Source organism: Pseudomonas quasicaspiana, assembly GCF_021147825.1.
Classification (GTDB): Bacteria; Pseudomonadota; Gammaproteobacteria; order Pseudomonadales; family Pseudomonadaceae; genus Aquipseudomonas; species Aquipseudomonas quasicaspiana.
The window spans coordinates 1-16840 of record NZ_JAGTPI010000037.1 but is presented as its reverse complement, the minus strand read 5'-3'; the positions used below and the strand labels follow the sequence as shown (position 1 = coordinate 16840).

The following is a 16840-nucleotide window of genomic DNA, read 5'->3' as shown; positions in this document are numbered from 1 at the left end:
TTGGCGCTGAAGCTTTGGCCGTCGCTACATCCTAATGAACAGGTTGCAACGCTCGTCTGTAATACATCACAGGCCAGCTTGCAGCCTGTAGCTTAAAGCTCGCAGCTAAAGAGGAACTCTTTGTTATGTCCCAGAAATTCGACGTGGTAGTGATTGGCGCAGGCCCTGGCGGTTATGTTGCCGCCATCAAGGCTGCGCAACTTGGTCTCAAGACTGCCTGCATCGAGAAGTATCAGGACAAGGAGGGCAAGCTGGCCCTTGGCGGTACTTGCCTGAACGTGGGTTGCATTCCGTCCAAGGCGCTGCTGGACAGCTCCTGGAAGTTCTACGAAGCCAAAAATGGCTTCTCGATCCATGGTATTTCGACTTCCGAAGTCAGCATGGACGTACCGGCCATGGTCGGCCGCAAAGCCAACATCGTCAAAGGCCTGACCGGCGGCGTTGCCAGCCTGTTCAAAGCCAATGGCGTGACCACTCTGCAAGGCCACGGCAAACTGCTGGCCGGCAAGAAAGTCGAGCTGACCGCTGCTGATGGCACTGTTGAAATCATCGAAGCGGATCACGTGATCCTGGCTTCCGGTTCGCGTCCGATTGACATTCCACCGGCTCCGGTCGATCAGAAAGTCATCGTTGATTCGACTGGCGCTCTGGAATTCCAACAGGTTCCACAACGTCTGGGCGTGATCGGCGCTGGCGTTATCGGCCTGGAACTGGGTTCCGTATGGGCTCGTCTGGGGGCTCAGGTTACTGTTCTGGAAGCGCTGGAGAAATTCATCCCTGCCGCTGACGAAGCTGTTTCCAAAGAAGCCCTGAAGACCTTCACCAAGCAAGGCCTGGACATCAAGCTGGGCGCTCGCGTCACCGGTTCGAAAGTCGAAGGCGAAGAAGTTGTGGTCAGCTACACCGACGCAGCGGGCGAGCAGTCGATCACTTTCGACCGCCTGATCGTGGCCGTTGGTCGTCGTCCTGTGACGACTGATCTGCTCGCTTCCGACAGCGGCGTGGACCTGGATGAGCGTGGTTTCATCTACGTTGATGACTACTGCACCACCAGCGTTCCTGGCGTTTACGCCATCGGCGACGTGGTTCGTGGTCTGATGCTGGCCCACAAGGCTTCTGAAGAGGGCATCATGGTTGTCGAGCGCATCAAGGGCCATAAGGCTCAGATGAACTACAATCTGATTCCTTCGGTCATCTATACGCACCCGGAAATCGCATGGGTGGGTAAAACCGAACAGACCTTGAAGAGCGAAGGCGTTGAAGTTAACGTCGGCACCTTCCCGTTCGCAGCCAGCGGCCGTGCCATGGCAGCCAACGACACGGGCGGCTTCGTCAAGATCATTGCCGACGCCAAGACTGACCGTGTTCTGGGCGTTCACGTTATTGGTCCTAGCGCTGCCGAGCTGGTACAGCAGGGCGCGATCGCGATGGAATTCGGCAGCAGTGCCGAAGACATCGGCATGATGGTCTTCTCCCATCCGACGCTTTCCGAAGCATTGCATGAAGCTGCTCTGGCCGTGAATGGCGGTGCCATCCACATCCAGAACCGCAAAAAGCGTTAAGACAACAAGAGAAACCACGACGGACTGCCCGTCGTGAGCCTTGCGAGCAAGACTCACCGCGGAATGTCCGCCGGACTCGACCTCCGGACTCTCCCTGAAGGGATTGCCCGGGGTATCGGTCACAGGTGGTGCGGCACGCCAGACGTGCAGCACCGAATGCGCAGTACCTAACGAAGACGGTAATAAGCATGAATCTTCACGAGTATCAGGGTAAGCAGCTGTTCGCTGAGTACGGTCTGCCAGTATCCAAAGGCTACGCAGTAGACACCCCGGAAGCAGCAGCAGAAGCTTGCGATAAAATTGGCGGGACCGAGTGGGTTGTCAAAGCCCAGGTTCACGCGGGTGGTCGCGGTAAAGCGGGCGGCGTAAAGCTGGTTCGCAGCAAAGAAGACGCTGCAGCGTTCGCCCAGCAATGGTTGGGCAAGCGTCTGGTAACTTACCAGACTGACGCCAACGGTCAGCCAGTGACCAAGATCCTGGTTGAATCCTGCACCGACATCGCTAAAGAGCTGTATCTCGGCGCTGTAGTGGATCGTTCCAGCCGTCGTATCGTGTTCATGGCTTCCACCGAAGGTGGCGTGGACATCGAGAAGATTGCTCACGACACTCCTGAGAAAATCCTCAAGGCCACGATCGATCCACTGGTTGGCGCTCAGCCATTCCAGGGTCGCGATCTGGCATTCCAGCTGGGTCTGGAAGGCAAGCAGGTTTCCCAGTTCGCCAAGATCTTCACCGGTCTGGCCAAGCTGTTCCAGGACCACGACCTGGCCCTGCTGGAAGTGAACCCGCTGGTCATCAAGGCTGACGGCGATCTGCACTGCCTCGACGCCAAGATCAACATCGACGCCAACGCTATGTACCGTCAGCCAAAGCTGAAGGCTTTCCACGATCCATCGCAAGATGATCCGCGCGAAGCCCACGCTGCCAAGTTCGAACTGAACTACGTGGCACTGGAAGGTAACATCGGCTGCATGGTCAACGGTGCTGGCCTGGCCATGGGTACCATGGACATCGTCAACCTGCATGGCGGCAAGCCAGCCAACTTCCTCGACGTAGGCGGTGGTGCAACCAAGGAACGCGTTACCGAAGCGTTCAAGATCATTCTGTCCGACACCAACGTCGCTGCAGTTCTGGTCAACATCTTCGGCGGCATCGTTCGTTGCGACATGATTGCCGAAGGCATCATCGGTGCAGTGAAAGAAGTCGGCGTGAAAATCCCGGTTGTTGTTCGCCTTGAAGGTAACAACGCTGAACTGGGCGCTAAAGTACTGGCAGAAAGCGGTTTGAACATCATCGCGGCTACCAGCCTGACCGACGCTGCTCAACAAGTTGTCAAAGCTGCGGAGGGCAAGTAATGAGCGTCCTGATCAATAAAGACACCAAAGTAATCTGCCAGGGCTTCACTGGTTCGCAGGGTACTTTCCACTCCGAGCAAGCCATTGCCTACGGCACCAAAATGGTTGGCGGCGTGACTCCAGGCAAAGGTGGCACCACTCACCTGAACCTGCCAGTGTTCAACACTGTGCAAGAAGCAGTAGACAAAACCGGCGCAACTGCTTCGGTGATCTACGTTCCAGCACCGTTCTGCAAAGACTCCATCCTTGAAGCAGCGTTCGGCGGCATCAAGCTGATCGTCTGCATCACCGAAGGCATTCCGACCATCGACATGCTGGAAGCCAAGGTCAAGTGTGACGAGCTGGGTGTGGTCCTGATCGGTCCTAACTGCCCAGGCGTTATCACTCCGGGCGAGTGCAAGATCGGCATCATGCCAGGTCACATTCACTTGCCAGGCAAAGTAGGCATCGTGTCGCGTTCCGGCACCCTGACTTACGAAGCTGTTAAGCAGACCACTGACGCCGGTTTCGGTCAGTCGACCTGTGTTGGTATCGGTGGTGACCCGATCCCTGGCTCCAACTTCATCGACATCCTGAAGCTGTTCCAGGAAGACCCGAAGACCGAAGCGATCGTGATGATCGGTGAGATCGGCGGTTCAGCTGAAGAAGAAGCGGCTGCCTACATCAAGGCACACGTGACCAAGCCGGTTGTTTCCTACATCGCTGGTGTGACTGCTCCTCCGGGCAAGCGCATGGGCCATGCTGGCGCAATCATTTCTGGCGGCAAAGGCACTGCAGACGAGAAATTCGCTGCGCTGCAAGACGCAGGTGTTAAAACCGTGCGTTCGCTGGCAGATATCGGCAAGGCTTTGGCTGAGCTGACTGGTTGGGAAGTCAAAAAATAAGCATCTGCTTATTTGATTGACCGACTACACAAAGGCCACCTTCGGGTGGCCTTTGTGCGTTGTGGAGTGGGCGAATATCATCCCGGGAGGTTGCGTACATATCCGTTATTGTGGTCACGGCTGATATTGGTTCCGCCCTTACGGCGGGTCACTTTTGGCAAACGCCCCAAAAGTAACCAAAAGGTCTGTGCCCCACCACTTGGTCCCTCGCTGTCGCTCGGCATACCCGTAATCCGACATTTCGGCGTGGGGCCGCCGCCACCGGCCATCCATGGCCTGAGGCGGCTAAACCGGCATCCCTGCCGGTTTGCCCCACGCCGCAATGTCGAATTCCGGCCAGCTTGGTTTAACGGGGCGCTTAAGATCAAAAGCAGATCAAAAGCAAAGCGAAAACAGCGATAGCATCCCGGACCGGTACAGACTGTGTGAAAACGTAGCGAGCGACGGCAAGACAAGGCAAAAACAGGCGAAAAAGCGGAGTCTAGGTGTTCTAAATGAGCATTTTTCGCCTGTTTTTAACGCAGTATTGCCGAGCGCAGTAGTTTTCACACAGTCTGGGTAGGAGCGAACTTGTTCGCGAGACGTCATCACAGCCAACGCATTCCTTGCCAGACACTCCGCTTCGCAGCCTTCGGCAGCTCCTACAGAAGATCGGTAAGTTCATACCTCCAGGTCGGCTGTCAGGCCGCCGCGCTTTTGATGTTGATCTGAGGCGCCCCTTTAAACCACGCTGGCCGAACGCAGATTCTGAACCGTGGGCAACCCGGCAGGACGCCGGGTTAGCCGCATTGGGCCATGGATGGCCCGTTGCGGCGGCCCACGGTTCAGGATCTGCGGGCGGGTACACCGAGCGACAGCGAGGTGCCAAGTGGTGGGGTAAAAGCCTTTTGGTTACTTTTGGGCCCCAAAAGTGACGCGCCGTAAGGGCGCAACCAATATCAGCCGTCAAAGCGGTAACGGATATGTACACAAAAATCCCGACACAGAAATTGATGTCGACACTTCGACCCCCAACCGTGCGTTCATCGGCCGCTTCGCCCTCTATTAGTGCAATAAACACGCAAATTGGTTAGGCTAGCCGCCATTTTGTGCATCGCGGGTCTCACAAGGAGCCGCCGCACAGCGGCTCGTCCTAAAAGGACCGGCATGAATTTCCCCCACTCAACGGGAAGTCGCCCTCCAATTCCGATTCTGAAGTGTGGTTTTCTCAATGAAAGTGTTGAAAGGTCAGGACATCCTGGCACTGGGTTTCATGACGTTTGCCCTGTTCGTAGGGGCTGGCAACATCATCTTCCCACCCATCGTAGGCCTGCAGGCCGGGCCGAATGTGTGGATGGCCGCGTTAGGCTTTCTGGTCACGGCAGTCGGTCTGCCCGTCGTCACCGTCATCGCGCTGGCCAAGGTCGGTGGCGCAATGGATGCGCTCAGCAGCCCTATCGGCAAAGTCGCTGGCAGTATCCTCGCTGCAGTTTGCTATCTGTCAGTAGGGCCACTGTTCGCAACACCGCGCACCGCGACTGTATCGTTCGAAGTCGGGCTCGCGCCGCTGACTGGAGACAGTGCCACAGCGTTGTTTCTCTACAGCCTCGTGTATTTCCTGATTGTGCTGTGGGTGTCGTTTTACCCAGGTCGATTGCTGGACACAGTAGGGCGCTTCCTTGCACCGCTCAAAATAATCGCGTTGGCGGTGCTTGGGATTGCAGCTTTCGCACTGCCCGCAGGAGACATCGGTGTCGCTGAGCCCGCCTATGTCGCAGCACCGTTTTCCCAAGGCTTTATCAATGGCTACCTGACCATGGATACCCTGGGTGCACTGGTGTTCGGCATTGTCATCGTCAACGCCATTCGCTCAAGAGGCGTCGAGTCGCCACGTCTGATTACCCGTTACGCGATCATTGCCGGTTTGATTGCCGGGGTAGGGCTGGCACTGGTTTACATCAGTCTGTTCCGTCTGGGTTCTGGCAGCCATGCCGTTGCAGCAGGAGCGAGTAACGGCGCGGCGGTGTTGCATGCCTACGTGCAGCATACCTTCGGTTCGCTGGGGAGCGGTTTCCTTGCGGTGCTTATCTCGCTGGCCTGTCTGGTCACCGCCGTGGGCCTGACGTGCGCCTGTGCCGAGTATTTCGCCAAGGTACTGCCATTGTCGTACAAAACCCTGGTGATAATTCTGGCAGCGTTCTCGTTGCTGGTTTCCAATCTGGGTCTGACCAAACTGATTCTGTTCTCGATTCCGGTACTGACGGCGATCTATCCGCCCTGCATCGTTCTGGTCGCGCTGAGTTTCTGCAAAAACTTCTGGTATTCCCAGGCTCGTATCGTCGCGCCGGTGATGCTGGTGGCGTTTGTGTTCGGTCTGATTGATGCGATCAAAGGCGCCGGTTTCAAAGATTACCTGCCTCATGCCTTGAGCAACTTGCCCCTTAGCGATCAGGGGTTGGCCTGGCTGATCCCGGCCGTAATTGTTCTGTGCGTAGCATTTGTCTGTGACCGGATTATCGGCAAGCGCAACGACGCGTTGGCCTGATGTTTAATGGCGTGTGATAAACGTTCAGAAAAATATCGACCGGCGAGTGTATTAAACTCGTAACTAATAAAGCCCGCTCATGGCGGGCTTTATTATATGAAAAGTCGGGGAAACTTTTCGGCTTACTTGGTAGTCGCTGGATCTTGAGTCGTCTTGCCAGCTTCCTGGGCGCGCTGTGCGTCCGCCTCGGCATTCTTCTGAGCGGCTTCCTGACTTTCTTTGGCCGCGTCGTTCACTTTGTCCTGAGCCTTTTGCATGGACTCTTGAGATTCTTGAGCGGCTTTGTTCGCATCTTGTTGAGTGTTCTCGGATTTCTTGTCGCAAGCGGCAAGGCCCAAGGTGGCAGAGAGCATCAAGGCATAAGCTAAAGTATTGCGCATGGGGTGTTTCTCCTTATTGAATATCTACGAGCCTAAGAGCCTTGCGGATTAAGTTAAGTTCCAACTCTTTTTTCGCGAGTTGGATGTGTATGCCAGGCGCACAATCACGCGGGCTGCGGGATATCACATTAACTTTTGATGAAAATATGAAAGAGGTTGTGAGCCTGATGGGTGAAAGCCCCGTGTTTGAGCGTGTCAGCGTTTTTTCTTTCTGGATTGGCCACTGTCAGGCGTCTGTATTGCTGTTAATCGGTGTGTACACAAATGGCATCACGCGGGCGCTGGCTTATTCCGAGAAAATCATAGGTGGGCCGATGCTGGGGTTATGCGCGCCTGTCTCAAGTGCAATTGTCTTCCCTGTGCGCGCGCTCCCCATTGATGCGGATGACGAATGTCGCGGTCACTGCGCGCCCTTGCTGTAGAGCTGGTTGTCACGGTGCGAGCGCATTTGAAAATTGACGACTTGTCGATCGAATCGGGTAAGCCCTTGAAATCCGAGACCCAGCCCCCACTTTGATGACAACCCGCCGCCAGACACCGGTTCCGGCTTGTGTCTGGCGGCTTATGCCATCTGATTGGAGTTTGATGACCATGAGTGTGGAAACTCAAAAGGAAACCCTGGGCTTCCAGACCGAGGTAAAGCAGCTGCTGCACCTCATGATCCACTCGCTGTATTCCAACAAGGAAATCTTCCTTCGCGAGTTGATCTCTAACGCCTCTGACGCCGTCGATAAACTGCGCTTCGAAGCACTGTCCAAACCGGACCTGCTCGAAGGCGGCGCTGAGCTGAAAATTCGCGTGAGCTTCGACAAGGAAGCGAAAACCGTCACGCTGGAAGACAACGGTATCGGTATGAACCGTGACGATGTGATCACCCACCTGGGGACCATCGCCAAGTCCGGCACCGCCGATTTCATGAAAAACCTGTCTGGCGATCAGAAAAAAGATTCGCACTTGATCGGTCAGTTCGGTGTGGGCTTCTATTCGGCCTTCATCGTTGCCGATCAGGTTGAAGTATTCAGCCGTCGCGCTGGCACACCTGCCAGCGAAGGCGTGCACTGGTCTTCCAAAGGCGAAGGCGAGTTTGAAGTTGCCAACGTCGAGAAGGCCGAGCGCGGTACTCGTATCGTTCTGCACCTGAAGAGCGGTGAAGACGAGTTTGCGGACGGCTACCGTCTGCGCAACATCATCAAGAAATACTCCGACCACATCGCGTTGCCAATCGAGCTGCCGAAAGAATCCGCTGCTGCCGAAGGCGAAGAAGCTCCGGCTCTCGAGTGGGAAACCGTCAACCGCGCCAGCGCGCTCTGGACCCGTCCTCGCACCGAGGTGAAGGACGAGGAGTATCAGGAGTTCTACAAGCACGTCGCCCACGACTTCGAGAACCCGCTGAGCTGGAGCCATAACAAGGTTGAAGGCAAGCTGGAATACACCTCGCTGTTGTACGTGCCTGCTCGTGCGCCGTTCGACCTGTATCAGCGTGAAGCGCCGCGTGGCCTGAAGCTGTACGTCCAGCGCGTGTTCGTCATGGATCAGGCTGAGTCGTTCCTGCCGCTTTACATGCGCTTCGTCAAAGGCGTGGTCGATTCCAATGACCTGTCCCTGAACGTTTCCCGTGAAATTCTGCAGAAAGACCCGATCATCGATTCAATGAAATCGGCGTTGACCAAGCGTGTCCTGGACATGCTGGAAAAACTGGCGAAAAACGAGCCTGAGCAATACAAAGGCTTCTGGAAAAACTTCGGTCAGGTCATGAAAGAAGGACCGGCAGAAGACTTCGCCAACAAAGAGAAAATTGCAGGTCTGCTGCGTTTCGCTTCGACTCACGAAGAGGGCGGCGAGCAAGTCGTTTCTCTGGCCGAATACCTGGCTCGCGCCAAGGAAGGTCAGGACAAGATTTACTACCTCACCGGTGAAACCTACGCACAGGTCAAGAACAGCCCGCACCTTGAAGTCTTCCGCAAGAAAGGCATCGAAGTGTTGCTGCTTACCGACCGTATCGATGAGTGGCTGATGAGCTACCTCAGCGATTTCGATGGCAAAGGTTTTGTTGATGTGGCACGCGGTGATCTGGATCTGGGCAAGCTTGATTCCGAAGAGGACAAGAAAGCCCAGGAAGAAATCGCCAAGGATAAAGAAGGCCTGATCGAGCGTTTGAAAGCGGCGCTGGGCGAATCTGTCAGCGAAGTTCGGGTTTCTCATCGTCTGACCGACTCTCCGGCGATCCTGGCCATTGGCGAGGCCGACCTTGGCTTGCAGATGCGTCAGATTCTCGAAGCCAGCGGGCAGAAGGTTCCGGACTCCAAGCCAATCTTCGAATTCAACCCGGCGCATCCGCTGATCGGCAAGCTGGATGCCGAGCAGAGTGAAGAGCGCTTTGGTGACCTGTCGCACATCCTGTTCGATCAGGCTGCGCTGGCGGCCGGTGATAGCTTGAAGGACCCGGCGGCTTACGTGCGCCGTCTGAACAAGTTATTGGTCGAGTTGTCGGTTTAATATTCCGAGTCAAAGAAAACCCGCTTCGGCGGGTTTTCTGATTGTGCTCCACCCATTTGTCTTTCATTACTTGAGGAGTCAACGATGAGCAGCAACGTTTCCGTGAGTTCAGTGGTGTACCAGATCGACGGTCAACCTTTCGAGAGCCGTTTGGTATTCGACTCGGGTGACGCTTCGTCACGTCCCGGTCTGTTGATGGCCCCAAACTGGATGGGTGTAACCGAAGGCGCCGAGAAAATTGCACAGGCGGTAGCAGAGCAGGGTTATGTAGTGTTCCTGGCCGACCTTTACGGTCAAGGTACGCGCCCGCAGAACAACGATGAGGCTGGCGCCGCGATGATGCCGCTCAAGGATGACCGTGCACTGCTGCGCAAGCGTATGCAGGCTGCACTGGATCAATTGCTGGCCCAGACGGACGCACCGGTTGACGCTGATAAAGTCGCTACTTTCGGTTTCTGCTTCGGCGGTTGCTGCTCCCTTGAGCTGGCGCGTACCGGCGCTAACCTGAAAGCAGCTGTGTCGTTCCACGGCACGCTGGATACGCCGAACCCGGCTGATGCGAAAAACATCAAGGGTGCGGTGCTGGTACTGCACGGTGCGTCGGATCCATTGGTGCCGAAAGAGCAATTGCCAGCTTTCGAAGCCGAAATGAATGCTGCGGGTGTGGACTGGCAGTTGCTGAGCTACGGCGGGGCCGTGCATTCGTTCACCGACCCTCACGCACAAACGCCGGGCATGATGCAGTACGACGAAAAGACCGCCAAGCGCGCCTTTGTGTCGATGCATAACTTGCTGGATGAAGTGTTCAAAGGCTGACACGGTCTTGCGGACTTGATTGATCCCTGTGGGAGCCGAGCTTGCTCGCGATGAACGATGACGCGGTTTGCCTGAAACTGCGCGTCGACTGCATTGCGGGCAAGCGCGCTCTTGGCAAACAAAATGCAGTTACCTGGCTTGCAATGCTTTTCTGTAGGCGCTGACGAGCACCGCTGGGCCGCGATAGCGTCCTTTCTGATACATCGCCATCGCGGCCTCGCGGTGCTCGTGCGCTCCTACAGTTTCTGTGTTTGCTGCGAGACAGCGCGGCGTCTTGCCAGCGACGGCGCTCCTACCGATCACTTAGCCTGCGGCAACTCAATCCTGCCAATCTCCCCAGGCACTGTCGGCCAGTCTCCGGCTGCCCAGCGGGTTCTTGCCTGTTCGATCAGTTCCTGATCACTGGCGACGAAATTCCAGTTCATGCGCCGTGGCCCATCCAGTGGTGCGCCGCCAATCAGCACCGCGTGACACTCACTCTCCGCACACAGATTCACTTCTTTGCCTGGCTCCAGAACCACCAATGTTCTGGCTTCCACTGCTTCGCCGTCCACTGACGCTTCACCGCTGAGCACATACAGCGCACGTTCTTCATGTTCATCAGGGATGAGCAAAGTCGTCGCGTTTTGCATGTGCAGCTCGGCATAGAGCGTCGGCGACAGCACCGGCACCGGGGAGGTCAGGCAGAAACCGGTCCCCGCAATCATCCTTATCTGAATACCAGGGGTGTCAGTCACCGGCAGACTGATGGCCGGGTGAAGGCTGTAATGACCTTCGCCCTGCTCATGTGGCTTGGGCGAAGCCAGCCACACCTGTAGACCGTGCATGCGCGAGCCGCTGGACATAAGGTCGGCGGGCGTGCGCTCGATGTGTGCGATGGCTGCGCCGGAGGTCATCCAGCTGACGTCACCTGGTGTCACTTGCTGATCGCTGCCGAGGCTGTCCTTGTGCAGGAGGCGGCCCTCGAACAGATACGTCAGCGTCGACAGGCCAATATGCGGGTGTTGGCGAATATCAATGCCTTTGCCCGGCGCATATTCCGTTTCCAGCATGTGATCGAAAAATACAAACGGGCCGACACTGCGGCACCTGGCTGAGGGCAGGGGGCGCAGGATGGGCTGGCCTTCCACTTCTTCGGCGCGGGGTTTGATGGTAAGCATCAGGCGGTTCTCGGCAGTCAGACCAGTTGGGTGTTGATAGTGATCTCGGCGGTGGTCATCAGCTTATGGACGGGGCAGCGATCCGCGATGCGGTGCAATACCGTGCGCTGTTGTTCGCTGAGAGCCCCTTCCAGGGAGAGTTCTACGTTCAGGCGGTACTTTGCCTGTCTTTCCTCACTGTCGTCGTGAGCGACCTTGACGGTGACGCCAGTCAACGGGATGTCATGCTGCTTCGCGTACAGCTTTACGGTCAGTGTCTTGCACGAGGCCAGTGCTGCATCGAAGTAATCGTGAGGGGAGGGCGCGGAGTTTTCGCCACCCAGCTCAACAGGCAGGTCAGTGAATATTTCGTGCTGCCGGTTGATGTCGATCTTGTGGCGAAATCCGTCAGGGCTAACGGTGCTGACGATGACAGACATGGCGGCCTCGGCTGTAGGTAAAAGAAAATATCCTACCCGCATAGTGTTTACTCAGCCTATAAAATCGGTGCTCATAAAAAAGGCGCCTCGAAAGGCGCCTTTTTACACAGCTGAAGCTGTATCTACAGCAAGGGCGGAATTACTTGCCCTGCCAGCGCTTCATGACCAGGGTAGCGTTGGTGCCACCGAAGCCGAAGCTGTTGCTCATGACCTGGTCGATCTTTGCATCTTCCTGGGTCTTGAGCAGGATCGGCATGTCAGCGACAACCGGGTCCAGTTCGTCGATGTTGGCCGAACCCGCGATGAAGTTGCCTTCCATCATCAGCATGCAGTAGATCGCTTCGTGAACGCCTGCGGCGCCCAAGGAGTGACCCGACAAGCTCTTGGTGGAGCTGATGGCCGGAGCCTTGCCAGCGAACACTTCACGAACGCCTTCCATCTCTTTGGCGTCGCCGACCGGAGTCGAAGTGCCGTGAGTGTTCAGGTAGTCGATAGGGCCTTCAACGGTGGACAGGGCCATCTGCATGCAGCGGATTGCACCTTCGCCGCTCGGCGCGACCATGTCGTAGCCGTCGGAAGTAGCGCCGTAGCCCACGATTTCAGCATAGATCTTGGCACCGCGAGCCAGAGCATGTTCCAGCTCTTCTACAACGACCATGCCGCCACCGCCAGCGATGACGAAGCCATCACGGTCTGCGTCGTAAGCGCGGGAAGCCTGTTCCGGGGTATCGTTGCGCTTGCTGGACAGTGCGCCCATGGCGTCGAACAGGAACGACTGGCTCCAGTGCTCCTCTTCACCACCACCGGCAAACACGATGTCCTGCTTGCCCATCTGAATCTGTTCCATGGCGGTACCAATGCAGTGAGCACTGGTGGCGCAGGCAGAGGCGATGGAGTAGTTCAGGCCCTTGATCTTGAATGGCGTAGCCAGACAAGCGGAAACCGTGCTGCTCATGGTCCGAGTAACGCGATACGGGCCAACGCGCTTGACGCCTTTTTCGCGCAGGATATCCAGCGCTTCCATCTGGTTCAGGGTCGATGCACCACCGCTGCCAGCGATCAGGCCGGTACGCGGATTGGAGACTTGCTCCTCGGTGAGGCCCGAATCAGTGATGGCGTCTTTCATGGCCAGGTAGGCATAAGCTGCCGCGTGACCCACGAAGCGAAAGATCTTGCGATCGATCAGCTCTTCAAGGTTGAGGTCAATGGAGCCGGAAACCTGGCTACGCAGACCCATTTCGGCATATTCCGGATTGAAACGGATGCCAGGGCGGCTTGCACGCAGGTTGGCGGAGACGGTCTCTTTGTCATTGCCCAGGCACGAAACGATGCCCAGACCAGTGATAACGACGCGGCGCATGCGGATAACCCTTAGAAGTTGTCAGTGGAGGTGAATACGCCGACGCGAAGGCCTTCGGCGGTGTAGATTTCGCGACCGTCGACAGTGACCGAACCATCAGCGATGGCCAGGTTCAGCTTGCCCTTGAGGACGCGTTTGATCTGGATGTTATAGGTGACTTTTTTGGCGGTCGGCAAGACCTGGCCGAAGAACTTTACTTCTCCTGAACCCAGTGCGCGACCACGGCCTGGCAGACCCTGCCAGCCGAGGAAAAAGCCAACCAGCTGCCACATGGCATCAAGGCCAAGGCAGCCCGGCATTACCGGGTCACCTTCGAAGTGACAGGCGAAGAACCACAGGTCCGGATTGATATCCAGCTCAGCGACCAATTCACCTTTGCCGTACTTGCCACCCTCTTCGCTGATATGAGTGATCCGATCGACCATCAGCATGTTAGGGGCGGGCAGTTGCGCGTTACCTGGGCCGAATAGCTCACCGCGACTGCAGCGCAGCAAGTCTTCCCGGGTAAAGGCGTTTTGTTTGGTCATGCGAGCTCCTCAATAATCTCGTGCGGCAGGGCGGGGTATCGTGTGACCCGGAAGCCAGTCCTGGCCGGCTGACTCGCCAGGGGTCTGCCGGCAGCCTACTCATAGACTATTGCGTTGTAGTGAAAGTCACAGCACAAGGGAAATGAAAGTACACTTGTGCACTGAAATTTGCCATCCAGCCGACCACGAAGGTCGATTTAGCGGACAAGACTGCCGCAATTTAACAATTATCGCCAGTCACAGTTGCCCGAAAGGGAATCCATTTCTGCAAAACCTGCTGTAAATCAGTACGTTTGAAGGGTTTCGCCAGGTAGTCGCTCATCCCCGCCTGTAAACAGGCGTCGCGGTCACCCTGCAACGCATTGGCGGTCAGAGCGATGATCGGTACCTGACTCAGGCCGGGTAATTGTCGAATGTGGCGCGTGGCTTCGTAGCCGTCCATGACCGGCAGTCGGCAATCCATGAAAATCGCTGCATATTGTCCGCTGCCAGCCATGCTGACTGCCTGTGCGCCGTCTCTGGCGACGGCCACCTGATAACCGAGGTTGTGCAGCATGGCGCGAATCACCGCGCAGTTGACCTCGTTGTCTTCGACCAGCAACACGTTACGTTGCTCACCATCGGTGTCCACTGCGGATTCAGTGCTGTCTGGCGCGTCGACGGTTTCGCGCACGAGGGCCATCGGGATTTCCAGGCTGAACAGCGAACCTGACCCCTCTGTGCTTTGCGCGCGCAGCGTTCCGCCCATACGTTCGGCCAATGTGCGAGCGATGGGCAGGCCTAGTCCCGTGCCTCCGTAACGTCTGGAGATCGAGCTGTCAGCTTGCTGAAAAGCGTCGAACATCGATTCCAGACGGTCGTGATGAATACCGATCCCGCTGTCACGCACGTGGCATGCGAACAAAATGCGCCCCTCATCCAGCGATTCGTATTCAGCCTCAATATCAACGCTGCCTCGCTCGGTAAATTTAAGCGCGTTGCCGATCAGATTGACCAGAATCTGCCGGATACGGGTCGGGTCGCCTTGCACCCGCAACTGATCAAGCCCGGGCTGGATATGCAATTGCAGTAACAGATTGCGTTGCTGCGCATCGTGGCTGAAGGCCTGACTCGAGGTGCTGACCAGATCCGCGACATTGAAAGCTATGTTTTCCATTTCCAGCGATTGCCGCTCGAAACGGGAAAAGTCCAGGATGTCGTTGATCACTCGTAACAGATGCTCTGTGGATTCGGTGGCGAGCGCCGCGTATTCGGTCTGCTCTTCAGTCATCTGCGTTGTTTCCATCAACTGCAACATGCCCAGTACACCGTTCATGGGCGTGCGCAGTTCGTGGCTCATCATCGCCAGAAAGTCCGACTTTGCGCCGTTGGCGCGTTCCGCTTCTTCGCGGGCCTGAATCAATTGATCAATGAAGCGCTGCTGTTCACGGCTGGCCTTGTCCAGGTTCGCCGCAAGATTGTTGATGTGGCGCGCCAGATCACCCAGCTCCGCGTCGTCAGGTACGGGCAACGGTGTCCGGTAATCGCCTTGCTGGATCGCTTTTACCGCCTCGCCCATTGCACTGATGGGTTGCGAAAGGCTTGAGGCCAGGCGTCTTGCGAGAATGAACGTGAACAGCAATGCGAACAGCGCAAGAATGCCGGCCTTGAGCAGGATTTCCTGCTGGCGCTCGCTGAAGGCTTCGTTGGACATACCGACCAGCACCCGGCCCAAATAATCCTGAGCGGCGCTGACGGTGTCATCATGGTTGCCGAGGAAATCCTTGCCCAGCTTGATCTGCTGCGAGCGAATTGGCGCCTGAAATATCTCTACCTGCTTGGGGTGCGTTCCAGGACCACCGGGTTGCTCGACATACACCAATACCTTGTTAAGGCTGTCCTGAACTTCGATAAAGCGCACGTGAGGCGTCGATAGCGTCGCGCGCATCAGGCTTTTGAGGACTTCATCGTTACCGACAATCACGCCATATTCCGATGCGGGTGCCAACTGGTTGGCGATCAACTGCCCCGTGTGATTGAGTTCCTGGCGCAGATCCTGAATGCGCACGAAGGTAAAGAAGCAGATCAGCAACAGCGTCAGCAGTAGCGCGGGACCGAGACTGATCATCTGTGTGCGGGTGTTGATGTCCCAGTGACGACGAACCTTCATGGGCGCCGCTCCGCCTGACTCAGGCTGATGGTCACTGCTGCATCGTCGATGGCGATAATGCCAAGGGACTGGGCCACGCGTGGATTACTCATGACTTTGAAGTGTCGCGGATACTGCGCCCGGGGCCATTGCTCGGGCGTTTTGTCGAGCAGCGCGTCAAGGGTGTCCAGCCAATCTATTTCATCGCTGTAAGTACTCGCCAGGCTGCCCGCTTTGACAAATGATGCATTGGGGCCAAGCAGTGCCTGTTGATGAGCATAGCTGCTGAGCAACAGGTTCTTGGCGGTTTTGGCGTTGTACAGGTCCGGGTCATCAAGTCCCAGCAATACGTCGCTGCGGATCAGCAGGTTCTGCAGTGACTGGTTTTCTGCACTGGGTGTCCACGGCTGGGATATCACCCGTAATCCCATGGCCAGTGCCGCATGACGCAATTCTTTTAGCAGGAACTGGCTTCGATTATTGAACAGTACGCCGATCTGTCTGGCTTCGGGCAGCAGGTGCCGGATCAGCAGCAGTTGGCGTGTCACCGGCGGATCGCTCCACAGCAGGCTTAACGTAGGAGGGCGCTTTTCACCCAGTCGTTCATGGGCCTGGATTCGACTGACGCGCAGTACCAGCGTCCTCGGGCCTTCGCTGTCGCTCAGTCGCCAGTCCAGGCTCGGGGTGTCCAGCAGCACCAGTCGGGTGTGTTCGCTGACTTTGCCGGGGGACGGCATTTTGTCGGTTTCGATAAATCGTATCTGGTCGTTCGGGCGACGCTGGCTCAGCTCGGTCAAAAAGTTCTGGATGCCCGGGCTGGTTCTGGCGGCGGTCAGCAAAATATCGGCAGCGGACGCCGTGGCGCAGTTCACCCACATGAGTGCCGCGATTGCAGTGCAGCGCAGAAGTCTGCTCGAGAAAGCCACAGGCGTGTCCATACGTGTTCGTCCGGTTACCGCTCTATTCATGCCCGGCATGTTAACCGAGACACGGGTTATTGCCACGCGGGGTGTGGTTGGGTGGTTTTTGGTGTAGTAGTTTTTGTGTGTATATCCGTTATTGCGGTAACGGCTGATATTGGTTGCGCTTTTACAGCGCGTCACTTTCGAAGAGCGCGAAAGTAACCAAAGCGCTCTTGCCCCACCACTGGGTGCCTCGCTGTCGCTCGGCATGCCCGTAATCCGACATTGCTGCGTGGGGCCGCCGCCACCGGCCATCCATGGCCTGAG

14 protein-coding genes are annotated in these 16840 nt (G+C 56.7%); 7 read left to right on the top strand and 7 right to left on the bottom strand.

The genetic code is table 11. The features are described from left to right. Positions 1-125: 125 nt before the first annotated feature. The 4 genes from lpdA to brnQ all read left to right on the top strand — a co-directional run bounded on the left by lpdA (position 126) and on the right by brnQ (position 6325). Positions 126-1562, top strand: a complete 1437-nt coding sequence (lpdA, locus tag KDX30_RS19485; RefSeq protein ID WP_027900898.1) for a dihydrolipoyl dehydrogenase — start codon at positions 126-128, stop codon at positions 1560-1562. 188 nt (positions 1563-1750) lie between these two features. Next, positions 1751-2917: an ADP-forming succinate--CoA ligase subunit beta gene (gene sucC / locus KDX30_RS19480; protein ID WP_032629164.1), complete on the top strand. Its 1167-nt coding sequence runs from the start codon at positions 1751-1753 to the stop codon at positions 2915-2917. Next, positions 2917-3801 (top strand): succinate--CoA ligase subunit alpha, encoded by an 885-nt coding sequence (sucD, locus tag KDX30_RS19475; RefSeq protein WP_027900900.1) that lies wholly within the window; start codon positions 2917-2919, stop codon positions 3799-3801. The genes sucC and sucD overlap by 1 nt, the downstream gene beginning before the upstream one ends. 1210 nt (positions 3802-5011) lie before the next feature. Beyond that, positions 5012-6325: a branched-chain amino acid transport system II carrier protein gene (gene brnQ, locus KDX30_RS19470; protein ID WP_231677245.1), complete on the top strand. Its 1314-nt coding sequence runs from the start codon at positions 5012-5014 to the stop codon at positions 6323-6325. 122 nt (positions 6326-6447) lie between these two features. Here brnQ and KDX30_RS19465 read toward each other — a convergent pair whose 3' ends face one another. Then, positions 6448-6705: a hypothetical protein gene (locus tag KDX30_RS19465; RefSeq protein WP_087267897.1), complete on the bottom strand. Its 258-nt coding sequence runs from the start codon at positions 6703-6705 to the stop codon at positions 6448-6450. 89 nt (positions 6706-6794) lie between these two features. Between KDX30_RS19465 and KDX30_RS19460 the strand changes: the two genes are divergently transcribed. The 3 genes from KDX30_RS19460 to KDX30_RS19450 all read left to right on the top strand — a co-directional run bounded on the left by KDX30_RS19460 (position 6795) and on the right by KDX30_RS19450 (position 10017). Next, complete coding sequence (locus tag KDX30_RS19460) at positions 6795-7127, top strand: hypothetical protein (protein WP_231677244.1); 333 nt, start codon at positions 6795-6797, stop codon at positions 7125-7127. Positions 7128-7296: 169 nt separating this feature from the next. Then, positions 7297-9201 (top strand): molecular chaperone HtpG, encoded by a 1905-nt coding sequence (gene htpG, locus KDX30_RS19455; protein WP_027898650.1) that lies wholly within the window; start codon positions 7297-7299, stop codon positions 9199-9201. Between the two features lie 84 nt (positions 9202-9285). Beyond that, positions 9286-10017 carry a dienelactone hydrolase family protein gene (locus KDX30_RS19450; protein ID WP_099270814.1) on the top strand — a complete coding sequence of 244 codons (732 nt, stop codon included), beginning with the start codon at positions 9286-9288 and terminating at the stop codon, positions 10015-10017. A gap of 299 nt (positions 10018-10316) precedes the next feature. Here KDX30_RS19450 and KDX30_RS19445 read toward each other — a convergent pair whose 3' ends face one another. The 6 genes from KDX30_RS19445 to KDX30_RS19420 form a co-directional block, all read right to left on the bottom strand. Continuing rightward, a complete protein-coding gene (locus KDX30_RS19445; protein ID WP_231677243.1) occupies positions 10317-11177 on the bottom strand; it encodes a pirin family protein in 861 nt (286 codons plus the stop codon). A gap of 17 nt (positions 11178-11194) precedes the next feature. After that, the gene (locus KDX30_RS19440) at positions 11195-11596 is read right to left on the bottom strand and encodes an OsmC family protein (RefSeq protein WP_231677242.1); all 402 of its coding nucleotides are present in this window, start codon (positions 11594-11596) and stop codon (positions 11195-11197) included. A gap of 139 nt (positions 11597-11735) precedes the next feature. Continuing rightward, a complete protein-coding gene (gene fabB / locus KDX30_RS19435) occupies positions 11736-12956 on the bottom strand; it encodes a beta-ketoacyl-ACP synthase I (protein ID WP_027898654.1) in 1221 nt (406 codons plus the stop codon). An 11-nt stretch (positions 12957-12967) separates the two neighbouring features. After that, on the bottom strand, positions 12968-13483 hold the full coding sequence (gene fabA, locus KDX30_RS19430; RefSeq protein WP_027898655.1) for a 3-hydroxyacyl-[acyl-carrier-protein] dehydratase FabA: 516 nt from the start codon (positions 13481-13483) through the stop codon (positions 12968-12970). A 220-nt stretch (positions 13484-13703) separates the two neighbouring features. Further along, complete coding sequence (locus tag KDX30_RS19425) at positions 13704-15632, bottom strand: response regulator (RefSeq protein ID WP_231677241.1); 1929 nt, start codon at positions 15630-15632, stop codon at positions 13704-13706. Next, positions 15629-16489: an ABC transporter substrate-binding protein gene (locus KDX30_RS19420; protein ID WP_231677240.1), complete on the bottom strand. Its 861-nt coding sequence runs from the start codon at positions 16487-16489 to the stop codon at positions 15629-15631. The genes KDX30_RS19425 and KDX30_RS19420 overlap by 4 nt, the downstream gene beginning before the upstream one ends. Positions 16490-16840 lie beyond the last annotated feature (351 nt).

What these genes read in the sequence shown, in the direction of transcription:
- lpdA (WP_027900898.1), top strand. Translation starts at nt 126, where the DNA reads ATGTCCCAGAAATTCGACGTGGTAGTGATTGGCGCAGGCCCTGGCGGT.
- sucC (WP_032629164.1), top strand. Translation starts at nt 1,751, where the DNA reads ATGAATCTTCACGAGTATCAGGGTAAGCAGCTGTTCGCTGAGTACGGT.
- sucD (WP_027900900.1), top strand. Translation starts at nt 2,917, where the DNA reads ATGAGCGTCCTGATCAATAAAGACACCAAAGTAATCTGCCAGGGCTTC.
- brnQ (WP_231677245.1), top strand. Translation starts at nt 5,012, where the DNA reads ATGAAAGTGTTGAAAGGTCAGGACATCCTGGCACTGGGTTTCATGACG.
- KDX30_RS19465 (WP_087267897.1), bottom strand. Translation starts at nt 6,705, where the DNA reads ATGCGCAATACTTTAGCTTATGCCTTGATGCTCTCTGCCACCTTGGGC.
- KDX30_RS19460 (WP_231677244.1), top strand. Translation starts at nt 6,795, where the DNA reads ATGCCAGGCGCACAATCACGCGGGCTGCGGGATATCACATTAACTTTT.
- htpG (WP_027898650.1), top strand. Translation starts at nt 7,297, where the DNA reads ATGAGTGTGGAAACTCAAAAGGAAACCCTGGGCTTCCAGACCGAGGTA.
- KDX30_RS19450 (WP_099270814.1), top strand. Translation starts at nt 9,286, where the DNA reads ATGAGCAGCAACGTTTCCGTGAGTTCAGTGGTGTACCAGATCGACGGT.
- KDX30_RS19445 (WP_231677243.1), bottom strand. Translation starts at nt 11,177, where the DNA reads ATGCTTACCATCAAACCCCGCGCCGAAGAAGTGGAAGGCCAGCCCATC.
- KDX30_RS19440 (WP_231677242.1), bottom strand. Translation starts at nt 11,596, where the DNA reads ATGTCTGTCATCGTCAGCACCGTTAGCCCTGACGGATTTCGCCACAAG.
- fabB (WP_027898654.1), bottom strand. Translation starts at nt 12,956, where the DNA reads ATGCGCCGCGTCGTTATCACTGGTCTGGGCATCGTTTCGTGCCTGGGC.
- fabA (WP_027898655.1), bottom strand. Translation starts at nt 13,483, where the DNA reads ATGACCAAACAAAACGCCTTTACCCGGGAAGACTTGCTGCGCTGCAGT.
- KDX30_RS19425 (WP_231677241.1), bottom strand. Translation starts at nt 15,632, where the DNA reads ATGAAGGTTCGTCGTCACTGGGACATCAACACCCGCACACAGATGATC.
- KDX30_RS19420 (WP_231677240.1), bottom strand. Translation starts at nt 16,489, where the DNA reads ATGTGGGTGAACTGCGCCACGGCGTCCGCTGCCGATATTTTGCTGACC.